Origin of the sequence: Streptomyces sp. NPDC046203 (assembly GCF_040646255.1) — a bacterium.
Lineage (GTDB): Bacteria > Actinomycetota > Actinomycetes > Streptomycetales > Streptomycetaceae > Streptomyces.
In genome coordinates this window covers 98629-112488 of the sequence record NZ_JBEYZX010000020.1, presented here as the reverse complement: position 1 = coordinate 112488, position 13860 = coordinate 98629, and the positions used below count along the sequence as shown (strand labels likewise).

Sequence of the window (13860 nt, the reverse complement as noted above, 5' to 3'; positions counted from 1 at the left end):
CGCCCACCTCGGCGACTCCGAGTGGCGCGACGTCGACGCGGCCATCCGCTACGCCGTCCGCCGCGGCGCGGACCAGCTCCCCCCTCCCCCCTTTGGCCGCGTGTGTGCCCGCCCCGCGCCCGCTCAGCCCGGCCCTGCGCGCGGTCCGGGCGCAGGGCGGTGCTGGGCGGCCGGCGGCGCGGCTCCGGCGGTCGGTGGGCCGTGGGCAGGTGCCGGCCGCCCTACGCCGGGCCGTCGCCCAGCACCGGCCGGGGACTTGGTTCCGACCGGCACCGCCCGGGCACGGCGACCGATCGGGGACGACCGGCCCCGCTCTCGACCGCCCAGCCCGACCTCCCGAGCACGGCCGGGGCCGACCCTGACCGTCCAAGTCCCGGCCGGCCCGGTCCCAACCTGCCCGTTCATGGCGAGTCCCGGTCTCGGCCACCCATCCCTGGCCGGCCCAGTCTCGGCCGTCCGATCACGGCCGGTTCCGATCTCGACCAGCTGGTCCCAGATGCCCGGCCCCGACCCCCGATCACGGCCCGCCCCGATGTCGACCAACCGGTCCCGGCCGTCCCGGCTCTGACCGCTTGATCATGGCCGGCCCGGCCCCAGCCCCGGCCGATCCGGTCCCAGCCGTCCGGCCTGGGCCAGGGCGGCCCGCCCCGGACAACCCAGGGCCCGGCTCCCCCGTCTCGGCCCCGGCACCGGGGCGCCTACCGGTGCCGATGACCTGGGTGCTCCCTCCGCTAGTTCTCCCAGATCTTGAAGGCCCTCACCTGATAGGGCGTCTGGGGCGTCCACGTGCCCTTCCCCGGATAGGTCTCGAACTCGCCCGTCTCCGCGCACTCGGCGGACTGATACGCGGTGACCGGCCGCCCCGTCCGGTTGGCCAGCGACTGGGCGCTCATCCCCGCCGGCAGGGCCGTACAGCTGTCGATGTCGACCGCCGACAGCTCGTAGGTCTGGGCTCGGCCCTTGAACTCCGCCTTCGGCCACAGGCAGAGCTGGCCCGGTCCGCAGACGCCGAGCTGGCCGCCCGCCCGTGCCACCGTCGGAGCTGCCCCCGCCATGGCCCGCGCCGGGGCCGAGGCCGAAGCCTGTGTCACCGCCGAGGCCGAGGGAACGGCCGCTGCTCCGGCCGCCGGCATCGCGAGCAGCAGGCCCGCCGTCAGCGCCCCGGCGACCGGCAGCGCCCTACCCCTGGCCCTGCCCGGCCTGCGGATGGCGTTCGACCTGTCGGCCCCGTAGGCCCTGTGCGCACCGTGCGCCTTGTCCAGCTCGTACACCCCGTACACCCCGTACACCCCATACCCCCCGTTCGACTTGTTCGATGAGTGCGTCTCGTTCGGCCCGTTCGGCCGCTTCCGCTCCGAGCTCTCCAGCCTCGGCGGCCACAGCTCCGCCGCGCCCGCCGCCGCCTTCGCGACCTTCTTCGTCATCGCATACATGCAGGTGAACCCCCGTGTCGTCACTCTCTGTAATCAGAGAATGCCTCACGAGATCCACCAAGGGAAGAGGGGCCGCCCCCATTCACACGAATGGGTGACGACCCCTCAGAAGAGCCCCGAAGCGACCAGAGTGCCCGGACCGGCCGGACCGGCCAGTGCTAGATGTGGGCCGCGCCCGCGCCCGCCTCCGCGTTCTCACCGCGCTTGGTGAGCACGGCGACCAGCGCCGCGACGACGGCCACGCCGCCGGCGACGGTGAAGGCAAGCCCCATGCCGTCCATGAAGGTCTCGTGGATGACCTTGCCGATGGTGGCGAACAGGTCGGGCGTCATGCCCGGCGCCTTGGCCAGCTCCGGCGGCACGATGCCGAACTCGGCGGCCTGCTCCAGGCGCGGGTCCGCCGGCACCGGGATGCCCGCGGCCTTCCAGTTCACCGGGAAGGCGTCGGCCACCTTGGACGACATGACCGCGCCGAGCACCGCCGTGCCGAGCGCGCCGCCGACCTGCATCGCGGCCTGCTGCAGACCGCCGGCCACACCGGACAGCTCCAGCGGCGCGTTGCCGACGATGACCTCGGTGGCGCCGACCATGACCGGGGCGAGGCCCAGGCCGAGGAGGGCGAACCAGAGGGACATCGGGAGCGTGTCGGTCGTCGGGGTGAGCGTCAGCATGCCGAACATCGCGGCGGCCGTGCACACCATGCCGCCGACCAGCGGCACCCTCGGGCCGAACTTGGTGATCAGAGCGCCCGCCAGCGGCGAGGAGACGATCATCATGCCGGTCAGCGGCAGCAGGCGCAGACCCGCGTCGACCGGGCCGAGGCCCTTGACGCCCTGAAGGTAGAAGGTCACGAAGAACAGGCCGCCCATGAAGGCGAAGGCCATGAGCACCATGAGCACCACACCGGCCGACAGCGGCACGGAGCGGAACATCTGCAGCGGGATCAGCGGTTCCTTGACCTTGGTCTCCCACAGCGCGAAGACCACGAAGAGCACGATGGCCGCGGCCAGGCAGCCCCAGGTCTTGCCGCCGCCCCAGCCCCACGAGTCACCGGCCTTGATGATGCCCCAGATCAGGGAGCCCATCGCGGCGGAGAGCAGCAGGATGCCGAGGAGGTCGAAGGAGCGCGGGGCGTTCTCGGCGCGGTGGTCCTTGAGGATCAGCAGGCCGAGGACGAGCGCGACGACGCCGACCGGCACGTTGACGAAGAAGACGGACTGCCAGCTGACGTTCTCGACGAGCAGACCGCCGACGATCGGGCCGCCGGCGGTGGAGGCGCCGATGACCATGCCCCAGATACCGATGGCCATGTTCAGCTTCTCGGCGGGGAAGGTGGCGCGCAGCAGGCCGAGCGCGGCCGGCATGAGCAGGGCGCCGAAGACGCCCTGGAGGACGCGGAAGGTGATCACGAGCCCGATCGAGCCGGAGAAGCCGATCGCGGCGGAGGCGGCGGCGAAGCCGGCGATGCCTATGAGGAACGTCTGGCGGTGGCCGAAGCGGTCGCCGAGCTTGCCGGCGGTGACGAGGGCGATGGCGAGGGCCAGCAGGTAGCCGTTGGTGATCCACTGGACGTCGGAGAGCGAGGCTCCGAGGTCCTTCTGGATGGCGGGGTTGGCGATGGCCACGATGGTGCCGTCGAGGGCGACCATCATCACGCCGACGGCGACGGAGAACAGGGTCAGCCAGGGGTGGCCGCGCAGTCCCTTCCCCGGCGCCGAGGCGGCTGCCGGGTCACCCCCCTGGCCCTGCGGGACCTTGTCCATGGTGATCTGACTAGTCATACGAAGCAGGCTAGTGTCAGCGACTGACAATTGACAAAGCATTTCATGCGCCGGTAACTGTCATGTAGCTCACAGCGGCGCCGACCTGGAACGACGCGCGGACTCCGTACCGTGGAGACCTTGCCGGCGACGCCGTCGGCCGACCGTCGCCGCCGGCGGCACCGGCCACCTCGCCACTCCATCCGAAGACTTGACGGACGAAAGGCTCCGTACGTGACAACCTCTGCCCCTGCCCCCGGCCTGCGCGAGCGCAAGAAGCAGCGCACCCGCGACGCGCTGGTGCGGGTGGCACTGGAGCTGTTCGCCACCCAGGGATACGAGCGGACCACGGTCGACGAGATCGCCGACGCCGTCGACGTCTCCCAGCGGACCTTCTTCCGCTACTTCGCCACCAAGGAGGACGTCGCCTTCGCCGTCCAGCGGATGGTGGAGGACAGTTTCGTCCGCGCTCTGTCCGAACGTCCCGCAGAGGAAGGCCCGTTCGACGCGATGCGCAACGCGACCCTCCAGGTCTGGCGGACGGTCGGGGAAGCCATCGAGGAGATGGTGTCCGTCGAGCTGTACTTGCGCAACTTCCGGCTCGTCGAGTCGACGCCGACCCTCCTCGCCGCGCATCTGCGCCGCTCCACGGAGATGGAGGAGCGGATCGCCCGGCTGATCGCCGAGCGCGAGGGCCTGGACGTGGACGAGGACCCGCGCCCCCGGATCGCCGTCGCCGCGTTCAGTTCGGTGATGCGGGTGACCACCCGGCTCTGGGGGCGCGGCGACGACCTCTCCCTCCACACCATCTGCGCGCTCACCGAGCGATACCTGGACCACCTCGGCCCGGCACTCGAACCACGATGGCGACGATGACGACAGGGGCTCCGTCGACCCGCCCGACAACCGCGACGCCCGCGACGGCCGCGACACCCCGCTCACCGCACGAAGCCGGTACGACCGTGACGACCCCCTCACCGTACGGAGCCGAAGTGCCCCCGAGAGCCCCGGACATCCCGTCCCCGCGTACGTGATCTCACCCACCGTCACCGCTCCCGCCCCTCCCCCGCGCTACGGGTCACCTGCCGCACGGGCCGTCGGGGAAGCCCCCTAGGGTGACCCCCAATGCCTTCCTTCGACTCCTCGCCCACCCTCTCCGTGTGGCGGATGCTCCTCGCGCTGGCCGTGGTCCTCGTCCTCCTCGCGACGACCGGGTGGACCACGATCCGGCCCCAGCACACTCCCAAGGACGCTCGCGCCCAGGAACTCGTTGACTGGGCGCACGACCGGATCGGGCGGCGCGTGCTTCCCGACCCGGCGGCGCCGGCCCGGACGATCGCGGCGTTCTTCGCCTCCCTGCGGCCCGCCGAGCGGGTCCGGCTCGCCACGGCCCACCCCCTCGTCGTGGGCAACCTCGACGGCGTCCCCGTCTCCTTGCGCTACCGCGCCAACCGGATATCCCTGGCCCGCGCGCTGGCCGCCGAGCGGCCCCGCGTCGAGGACCCCCGGCTCACCCCGGACGGCCATCACGAGGCGCGGCGGCGGGCCGACCGGTTCGCCTCCCTGTTGCGGCCCGGCCGTCAGATCCTCGCCTTCGACCCGAGCGGTGCGGGGCGGACGGCGGAGGTGCTGGGCGATCTGGAGCACGCCCGGCGGGTGTCGGTGATCGTGCCCGGGGTCGACACCAACCTCCTCACCTTCCAGAAGACCGCGCGCCGTTACTCGGCTCCCGCCGGAATGGCCGACTCGCTGTACGCCGCCGAGCGCGGCACCGATCCCGGGGTCCGTACCGCCGTCATCGCCTGGGCCGACTACACGGCGCCGGTCGGCGTCGGCATCGACGCGGCCATGGGGCGGCTCGCCGAGGACGGCGCGGTGCGGCTCGTGGGTCTCGCCTCCGCGCTGCCCGGTGACGCGCGCGTGGTGCTCTTCTGCCACAGTTACGGCTCCGTGCTGTGCGGGGTCGCCGCGCCCCGGCTGCCCGCGCGCGTCACGGATGTCGTGGTGGCCGGCAGTCCCGGGATGCGTGCCGACCGGGCGGCCGATCTGGAGACCGGGGCCCGGGTGTGGGCGATGCGCGACGCCGACGACTGGATCGCGGACGTGCCGCACCTGGAGCTGGGCGGGGTCGGGCACGGCACCGATCCGGTGGCGCCGGAGTTCGGGGCGCGGCTGCTGTCGGCGGCGGGCGCGAACGGGCACGCCGGGTACTTCGAGCCGGGCACCCGGAGCCTCGCGAACTTTGCCGCGCTCGGGGTCGGCGCGTTTCGTTCGCTGGCCTGCGCGGGCGCCGACCGTGCTTGTCTCCGTGGAATTTTCGGCCCGGCACCGGTCCGACGCGCGTAGATCGCGGCGGATTTACGGTCCTTACGGAGGGGCGACGTCGGGGCATAGGCCGCATACGATGAGGCGTATGGGTGATGTGCTGGCCGGAATTCATGCCACCTGGGAGTTCGAGAGCGACGCAGTCGTCATCCGCTTCGAACGGGGGATTCGTACACCGAAGCTCTTCCAGGCGCTGCGCGAGCGGCGGATCCCGCACGAGGCACTGGCGTCCGTGACGCTCACGCCGGGGGTGCGGGGGACCGTCGTGCTGCACGCCGTGCCGAGAGCCGGTGCCGATCCGCTGATGGAGGCGGCCGCGGGACAGCTGAAGGACGGGAACGACCCGTACCGCCTCGTGCTGCCCGCCGACCGGGAGACCCTCGCCGAGTACTACCAGGGCGAGCTGCTCTCCGCCCTCGCGCCGCGGGACGCCGAACGGCCCGCCGACGGCTTCCTGGTGGAGGCGCCGCAGGGGCCGCAGTCGTTCAAGGCGTACGACGGGAAGGCGAGCTTCGACGGGGTGTCGGAGGTGGCGTTCCGCTGGTCGTGGTCGGGGGCGTCGTCGGAGAAGTGGAAGGCGGGCGACCAGACCTTCCAGGCGCGCGATCTGTGCGGCGTGGTGTGGCGTTCGCCGGAGCTGTTCGAGGGTTATCTGCGGCTGCTGCCCCGGGGCCGGGAGCAGGACCACGCGCCCGGCTGTGGTTCCGGTGGCTCCGGCGGCGGGATGGACGGGGGTACGGTCCCGCCGGACCACGACCCGGCCGCGCTGCTCTTCGGCGGCGGGCGCGGGCCGGTGCACCAGTCGCTGCCGTTCGCGGCGGCCGTCCTCGCGGCGATCCGGGGCGGCGGCGCGGGCGCGCGGGTGCCGGTCCCGGTGCGGGCGGCGACGCGGGCGAGCGATCCCGCCGGTGTTGCTGAAAGGATTCGGCATCTGAGCGAACTGCACCGGGCGGGGCTCGTCACGGACGAGGAATTCAGCGTGAAGAAGGCGGAACTGCTCGCCGAGCTGTGACCGGGGCGGGGGCGGGGGCCGGGTGCTCAAGGCGAGTCGCCGGGCCGGGCGCTCGGGACGAATCGCCGGTGTCCGGTCCTCTCCTCGTACCCCGGTATGACCGGACGGTCCATCCCCGGGTACGACGCCCGGACTTCGGCCCGCTGCCTACCCTGAGCGGGCCATGAAGGATGACACGGAAATCCCCGAAGTCCCGGCCCCGCGACGGGCGGAGCCCCCGGATCCCGCGCGAGCGCCGGATCCCGCGCGAACTCCGGACGCCACGCAAGCGCCGGGTCCCGCCCGCACGCCGGACCCCGCGGATCCGCCGGACGCCGCCCGACCCAAGGGCCCCCGGCCGGAGCGTCCTCGACTGAAGGGCCCCCGGCCGAAGGGTGGCGACGCCATCGCCGACCGGCTCGCCGCCGCCGACGGCACAGCGGCCTCGTCCGCGACCGCGACCGCGACCGCGTCCGCGCGCGAGGCCGGACGTGCGATCGGCCGCGTGGTCGGACGGGCCGCCGGCCGGGGTGCCGCCCGTGGTGCCTCGGCCCTGCGCGGGGCCGGCCGGGCCGCCGGACGCCAGGCCCTCACCGCGCTCGCGTCCCCGTCGGCCGACAGGGAGCCGCTGCTCGCCCGCGCCGCCTCCCCCTGGGCGCGCCGGCTGCCGTACGCGGTCGCCTTCCTCCTGGTCGCCGTCCTGCTGCCCGTCACCATCCCCGTCCTCATCAACCAGTACGGACTGAACGGCGCCGTCGCCGGACTCGTCGGCACCGCCCAGACCGCGCCGCTGATGCTCGCCGTGACCCGGCCGCTCCAGGCCTGGTGGGTGATCTTCGCGGCGGACGTGGTCGGCGGCTTCGTCCTGCTGATCCCCGGCCCGCCCGAGAGCATGCCCTGGCCGTGGACCCCGATGGTGGTGATCGGCTACCTCGGCCTGATGGTGGCGCTCGGCGCGCGCGAGTCGCGGGGCACCCTGCTCGCGGTGTGGCTGGCGACGGGGGCCGCCGGGGCGGTGTTCGCGCTCGTCTCGCCCGGCCGGGTGGACGGCGTCCCCATCGTCCTGTTCGTGCTCAGCGGCGTCCTGCTGCTGCTGATCGCGACCCTGCGCGGGCGCGGCGAGGCGGAACGCCGGCTGGTCGAGCAGGAGACGATCAGCGAGGCGGAACGGGCCCGCCGCACCCTCCTGGAGGAACGCGCCCGGATCGCCCGCGAGTTGCACGACGTGGTCGCCCACCACATGTCGGTGATCACCGTGCAGGCCGACTCCGCCCCGTACCGGATCCCGGACCTGCCGGAGCCGGCCCGGGAGGAGTTCGCGTCCATCGCGGCCGGGGCACGCGAGTCGCTGTCCGAGATGCGACGGCTGCTGGCGCTGCTGCGCAGCGAGGGCACGGAGGGCGAACGGGCCCCGCAGCCGGGCCTGGACCGGGTGCCGCAGCTCGTCGAGGCGACGGTACGGGCCGGGGTGCCGGCCTCGTTGTCGCTCGCGGCCGGGCTGGGCGCGCTGCCACAGGCGGTGGAGCTGTCGGCGTACCGGATCGTGCAGGAGGCGCTGTCCAATGTGGTCCGGCACGCGCCGGGCGCGGACACCCGGGTGTCCGTACGCGTCGACGAAGAGGGCCTGTTGAACGTTCTGATCGTCAACGGTCCGCCCACGCACGACGGTTCGCCGGTCGAGCGCGGCGAAGGCACCGGGCACGGGCTCGTCGGAATGCGCGAGCGCGTACGGTTGACGAACGGCACACTCGACACCGGGCCGCTGCCGGACGGCGGTTTCCGGGTCGCCGCCCGGCTGCCGACCCGTGCGGACGACTTGCCCGGTACGGACGGCAGGGACGGCACGACCGACCCCACCGACCCGACCGATCCGGCCGCCACCCTCACCCCGACCACCACCGCCGCCACCGCCACCGCCGAATCAGCCACCACCACTACCGCCACCACCGCCGAGACGCCGTTCCGCAGCTGACGAACGGCCGCCCGGCCGACGACAGTTGAGGATCCCCGTGCCCGAGACCATTCGCGTGATCATCGTCGACGACCAGGCCATGGTGCGGGCCGGGTTCGCCGCCCTGCTCGCCGCGCAGCCCGACATCGACGTGGTGGGCGAGGCGCCGGACGGCCGGCGGGGAGTGGAGGTGGCGCGCACCACGCACCCGGACGTCGTGCTCATGGACGTACGGATGCCGGAACTCGACGGGCTGTCGGCGGCGCGCGAGGTCCTGAACCCGCCGCCCGGGGTGACACACCGCCCGAAGGTGCTCATGCTGACCACCTTCGACGTGGACGACTACGTGTACGAGGCGCTGCGAGCCGGGGCGTCCGGGTTCCTCCTCAAGGACGCGCCGCCGGCCGATCTCATCGCGGCTGTACGGATCGTGGCGGCCGGCGAGGCGCTGCTCGCGCCGTCCGTGACCCGGCGGCTGATCGCCGACTTCGCCGCGTCCCGGCCCGCGCCGCGCTCCGACCGGGTCGCGCTGCGGCTCAACGGTCTGACCCCGCGCGAGACCGAGGTCCTCGAACTGATCGCCCGGGGCCTGTCGAACCAGGAGATCGCCGCGCGGCTGGTCCTGGCCGAGCAGACCGTGAAGACGCACATCGGACGGGTACTGGCCAAACTCGATCTGCGCGACCGCGCGCAGGCGGTGATCTTCGCGTACGAGTCGGGCCTGGTGACGCCCGGCACCAGATAGCAGCCGGTAGGCGCCCCGGGGCGGGGTGTTCCCCCGGGGGTTATCCCCACCCCCGGTCTGCGGGCCGCCGCTCCTCCGCCCCCTCCCCTGGTATGGCTTCACGGTTGGCGCCCCGGGGTGACGTACCGCTCCCCGTCCGCTTCCTACCTTCCTCTCGCCGACATCGAGGAAGACAGGAACGGAAGGGGAGGCCCCCATGCGCCGCTTCACCAGGACCCTGGTCGCCGCCGCACTCACCGCCACCATCGTGGCCGGGACGGCGGGCTGGGCATCGGGCGACTCCCAGCGGCCGGTGACCGGTTCACCGGCTGGGACGGCGGCCTGGGTCGCCGAAGGCCTGCCGGACCCCGCGCACCTGACGCCGCACCAAGTCGCCTCGTACCTCGACGGGTTGGGCGAGCGGGAGCGCCGGCGTCTACTGCGCGAGCACCCCGGCGTCCTCGGCAACCTCGACGGCGCCCCGCTCGCCCTGCGCTACGCCGCCAACGCCCGTACGGCACAGGGGCGGTTCGAGGCCGGGGTGCGGGTACTCGCGTACGACCCCCGGGGGCGCGGCCAGGCCGTATTCGTCCTGGGCGACCTGGCGAAGGCCGCGCACGTGGCGGTGATCGTGCCCGGCTCCGACACCGACGCGGACCACCTCGGCCCGCTGCTCGCCAAGGCCCGCGCGCTGTACGAGGCGACCGGGGGCAGCCCGGTGACGAGCGGCGCGGTGACAAGCCGCGCGGCAGCCGGCGGCGAGAAGGCGGGTGACAAGAGGACGGGTGGCAAGAGGACGGGTGACAGGCCCGGCGGCGAGACCGCCGTCGTCGCCTGGGCCGGCTACACCACTCCCGTCGGCGTCGGCCTCGACGCGGCCACCGGGACTCTGGCGGAGGCGGGCGCGGCCCGGCTCGTCCGCTTCACCGAGGGACTGCGGGCCGTGGGCGCCGCCGAACCGGCGCTGTTCTGCCACAGTTACGGCTCGGTCGTGTGCGGTCTCGCCGCGCGCGACGTCCGGGCCACGGATCTGGTCGCGATCGCCTCCCCCGGGATGCGCGCCGACGACGCGGCCGGCCTCGGCACCGACGCGCGGGTGTGGGCGGCGAAGGACCCGGACGACTGGATCGACCGGGTGCCGAACGTCGAGTTCGCCGGGCTCGGACACGGCGCCGATCCGGCCTCCGCCGCCTTCGGGGCCCGCCCCGTCCCCGCCGCCGACGCCCACGGCCACGACGGCTACTTCGCCCCCGGCACCTCCTCGCTGCGCGCCTTCGCCGCGATCGCCGAGGGGGCGGCCCGATGAACGCGCCCACGAACACCGCCCGTACGACCCCCGACGCGGCTGCCCGTACCACCGCCCGCACAACTGCGGGCACGACCACCCCCGCACCCGCCCGCGCCACCACCCGCACGACGGCGGGCACCACCGTCCGCACCGCCACCGTCCGCACCGCCACCGCCCGCACCGCCACCGCCACCGCCACCGCCACCGCCACCGCCACCGGCGCCATCACCCGTGCCGCCGCCGTCATCGAGGCCCGTACCCCCGCCCACCGCGACCGCGCGATCGACGGCCTGCGCGCCCTCGCGCTGCTCGCCGTGCCCACCGGGCACTGGCTGCTCGGCGGGTTCACCCGGTCCGCCGCCGACGGCGCGATCCACAACGCGAGTCCGCTGACGGCGTTCGGCGGTCTGGCGCCGGTCAGTTGGGTCCTTCAGATGCTGGGGATCTTCTTCCTGGTCGGCGGCTACGCCTCCGCGCTCTCCTACCGCCGCCACCGGGCCGGCCAGGGCACCACCCGCGCCTGGCTGTCGGGGCGGATCGCCCGCCTGGGCCGGCCGGTGCTCGGCGTGACGGCCGTGTGGGCGGTGCTGCTGCCGGCGCTGCGGTACGGCTTCGACGTCCCCGTCGCGACCCTGCGGACGGCGTCCACGCTCGTCGTCCAACCCCTGTGGTTCGTGGGCGTGTACGTGGTGGTCACCGCGCTCACCCCGTACTGCGTGCGCGCCGCCCGCCGCCTCGGCGTGTGGGCGGCGGCCCCGCTGCTCGGTTCGGTCGCCGTCGTCGACTTCCTGCGCTACGGGCCGTACGCAGACGCCGTGCCGTCCTGGATCGGCGCGCTCACCATCCTGCCGGGCTGGCTCTTCGCGTATCAGCTCGGCGTGTCCTGGGGCGAGGGCCGGCTCACCCGGCGGCACGCGTGGGGGCTGCTGGCGGGCGGGGCCGCGCTGTTCGCCGTACTGCTGCTGTGGTGCGACTATCCGGCGTCGATGGTCGGTGTGCCGGGCGCGGCCCGTACCAACTCGCATCCGCCGTCGCTGCTCGTCCTCGCCCTCGCCGCCTCACAGAGCGGCGCGGCGATCCTGCTGCGCGAACGGCTGGGCGCGCTGCTGCGGCGGCCTCTGCTGTGGGCGCCGGTCGTCGTGATCAACCTGTCCGCGATGACGATCCTGTGCTGGCACCAGACGGCGATGCTGGCGGCGGCGATCCCCGCCTCGTACGGGGGCGAACTCGGCGGGCTGGTCGGCGCGCCGGACTCGGCCGGCTGGATCCTGGCGCGGCTGGCGTGGATGCCGGTGTTCGCCCTGCTGCTCGCCTTGATCGGGCGGTACGCGCGGACCTTCGAGTCCCCCTGGGACCGCACCGGTCCGGCCCGCCGCGCCCTCGCGGGCCTGCTCGCGGCGGGGTTCGCGGTGTTCGCGCTGGGTCTGGCGTGAGGGAGCGGGGCGGGGCGGGACCCGCTCGGGAGCGAGGCGGGGAGCGGGGGCCATTCCCCGTGGGCGGCCCGCGGGTGTGGGGCGCGGGGCACGAGACGCGGGGGCGGCTCCCCGCAGCGAGGCGTGGGGGTCAGTTCTCCGTCGCCGGGCGCGGGGCGCGGGCGCCGTTCAGGACGGAGTCGAGCAGTCCGGGGAACAGCGTGTCCAGGTCGTCGCGGCGCAGCCGGATGAGCCGGGTCCGGCCCTGGACGGTGGTCCAGGTGATGCCGGCCTCGCGCAGCACCCGGTAGTGGTGGGACAGCGTCGTCTGGTGGACGTCCAGGTCGCCGCCGATGGCGTTGCAGGTCTCCTCACCGGTGACGGCGAGCCGCTGGATGATCTCCAGGCGTACCGGGTCGGCGAGGGCGCGCAGCACCTCCACCATCCTGATCGCCTCGGTCGCCGGCTGGGACACCTCGCGCATGGTTCTCCCGTCGTTTCCCGTTCCGGCTCTTCCGTCCGGCTCCGCCTCCTGCCGGGACCGACCCTACTCACACATTGATACATGGACAAGCATCCATACGTTCCCTAGAGTGCCGGTCACCCGTTCCACCGCGCTCTCGAAAGGGGCGGCACGACCGATGCTGAGACGACTTCTCCCCCTGGCCCTGGCGACCTTCGCCGTCGGTACCGACGGCTTCGTCATCGCGGGCCTTCTCCCGTCCATCGGCGCCGACTTGGGGGTGTCCACGGCGGCGGCCGGCCAGCTGGTGACCGTCTTCGCGCTGACGATGGCCCTGTCCGCGCCTCTGATGGGCGCCCTCACCAGCGGCCTGGACCGGCGCTCGGCCCTGCTGATCGCGCTCGGCGTGTTCGTGGCCGGCAACGCCGCCACCGCGCTGGGCACCCGCTACGAGACCGTGCTGGCCGCCCGGATCGTCACCGCCGTCGGAGCGGGCGTCATCTCCTCCGCCGCCTCCGGTACCGCCGCGGCCCTCGCGCCGCCGGAACGCCGGGGCCGGGCCCTGGCGTTCGTCCTGGGCGGTCTGACCTCGGCGACCGCGCTGGGGCTGCCGCTGGGCACGCTCATCGGCCGTGCCGACTGGCACGTCACGCTGTGGGCCGTCGCCGGAACCGGGCTGCTGGCGGCCGTCGGCATCGCCCTCGGACTCCCCCGGGTGTCGCTGCCCGCCGCCTCGCTGGCCGACCGGCTGCGCCCCCTCGCGCGGGGCCGCGTCCTGGCCCAACTGGCGGTGACGTCGCTCGCGTTCCTGGGTACGTACACCGTCTACACGTACATCGCCCCGGTGGTACGGGACGTCACCGGCGGCACCACGGGCCTGCTGACGCTGGTCCTGCTGGCCTGGGGCCTCGGCACCCTGGCCGGGAACATCGCCGCCGGCCGGCTGGCCGACCGGTTCGCGCCCCACCGGGTCCTCACCGGCGCCCTCGGCCTCGGCGTACTCACCCTCGCCCTGACCCCCCTGGCCACCCGCACCCTCACGACCGCCCTGATCTGGGCCGCGCTCTGGGGACTCGGCGGCGGCGCCGTTCTCGTCCCCCAACAGCACCGGCTCGTCGCCCTCGGCCCCGCCACCGCGCCTATCCTGCTCGGCCTCAACTCCTCCGCGCTCTACGTCGGAGTCGCCCTCGGCGGCGGCCTCGGCGGTCTGCTCCAGACGCGGGGCGGGCCGGAACCGGCCGTGCTGGGGCCGGTGGCGGCCGGCGTCACCACCGTCGCGCTCCTCTGGCACCTGTACGCCGCGCGCCGTGGCGCCGTACGGCCGGACGACCCGGCGCCGACGCCGGGACCGGGACCGGAACCGGGACCGACGCCGGGACCGGGACCGACGCCGGGACCGGGACCGGCGCCGGAACCGATCCCGTCCGGCCCTGCCAGGACCAAGGTCTGAGGGCCGGGGGCCCGAAGCCCGAAAGCGGACGTCCGAAAGCGGACGTCCGCTGGGCTGACGGGG

Annotated in this window: 11 protein-coding genes; 8 read left to right on the top strand and 3 right to left on the bottom strand. The window is 74.1% G+C overall.

Features of this window, described 5'->3' with window-relative positions; genetic code table 11:
• Nucleotides 1–731 precede the first annotated feature (731 nt).
• Both ABZ990_RS17305 and ABZ990_RS17300 read right to left on the bottom strand, forming a co-directional pair.
• Complete coding sequence (locus tag ABZ990_RS17305) at nt 732–1133, bottom strand: peptidase inhibitor family I36 protein (protein ID WP_361231684.1); 402 nt, start codon at nt 1131–1133, stop codon at nt 732–734.
• 458 nt (nt 1134–1591) lie between these two features.
• Nucleotides 1592–3214: an MFS transporter gene (locus ABZ990_RS17300; RefSeq protein ID WP_361231663.1), complete on the bottom strand. Its 1623-nt coding sequence runs from the start codon at nt 3212–3214 to the stop codon at nt 1592–1594.
• Between the two features lie 213 nt (nt 3215–3427).
• Between ABZ990_RS17300 and ABZ990_RS17295 the strand changes: the two genes are divergently transcribed.
• The 7 genes from ABZ990_RS17295 to ABZ990_RS17265 all read left to right on the top strand — a co-directional run bounded on the left by ABZ990_RS17295 (nt 3428) and on the right by ABZ990_RS17265 (nt 11905).
• Nucleotides 3428–4069, top strand: coding sequence for a TetR family transcriptional regulator (locus ABZ990_RS17295; protein WP_361231661.1), 642 nt, complete (start codon nt 3428–3430; stop codon nt 4067–4069).
• A 249-nt stretch (nt 4070–4318) separates the two neighbouring features.
• Nucleotides 4319–5539: an alpha/beta hydrolase gene (locus tag ABZ990_RS17290; protein ID WP_361231659.1), complete on the top strand. Its 1221-nt coding sequence runs from the start codon at nt 4319–4321 to the stop codon at nt 5537–5539.
• A gap of 67 nt (nt 5540–5606) precedes the next feature.
• Complete coding sequence (locus ABZ990_RS17285; RefSeq protein ID WP_361231657.1) at nt 5607–6530, top strand: DUF4429 domain-containing protein; 924 nt, start codon at nt 5607–5609, stop codon at nt 6528–6530.
• 607 nt (nt 6531–7137) lie between these two features.
• Nucleotides 7138–8481: a sensor histidine kinase gene (locus ABZ990_RS17280; protein ID WP_361231682.1), complete on the top strand. Its 1344-nt coding sequence runs from the start codon at nt 7138–7140 to the stop codon at nt 8479–8481.
• Nucleotides 8482–8518: 37 nt separating this feature from the next.
• Nucleotides 8519–9205 (top strand): response regulator transcription factor, encoded by a 687-nt coding sequence (locus tag ABZ990_RS17275; RefSeq protein WP_361231655.1) that lies wholly within the window; start codon nt 8519–8521, stop codon nt 9203–9205.
• A gap of 196 nt (nt 9206–9401) precedes the next feature.
• On the top strand, nt 9402–10490 hold the full coding sequence (locus ABZ990_RS17270; protein WP_361231653.1) for an alpha/beta hydrolase: 1089 nt from the start codon (nt 9402–9404) through the stop codon (nt 10488–10490).
• A complete protein-coding gene (locus ABZ990_RS17265) occupies nt 10487–11905 on the top strand; it encodes an acyltransferase (RefSeq protein WP_361231651.1) in 1419 nt (472 codons plus the stop codon). Before ABZ990_RS17270 ends, ABZ990_RS17265 begins: the two co-directional genes overlap by 4 nt.
• 130 nt (nt 11906–12035) lie before the next feature.
• On the opposite strand, the gene ABZ990_RS17260 is transcribed toward ABZ990_RS17265, so the two are convergent.
• A complete protein-coding gene (locus ABZ990_RS17260) occupies nt 12036–12368 on the bottom strand; it encodes a helix-turn-helix transcriptional regulator (RefSeq protein ID WP_361231649.1) in 333 nt (110 codons plus the stop codon).
• A 157-nt stretch (nt 12369–12525) separates the two neighbouring features.
• Here ABZ990_RS17260 and ABZ990_RS17255 point away from each other — a divergent pair, with 157 nt between their 5' ends.
• Nucleotides 12526–13797 carry an MFS transporter gene (locus ABZ990_RS17255; protein ID WP_361231647.1) on the top strand — a complete coding sequence of 424 codons (1272 nt, stop codon included), beginning with the start codon at nt 12526–12528 and terminating at the stop codon, nt 13795–13797.
• Nucleotides 13798–13860 lie beyond the last annotated feature (63 nt).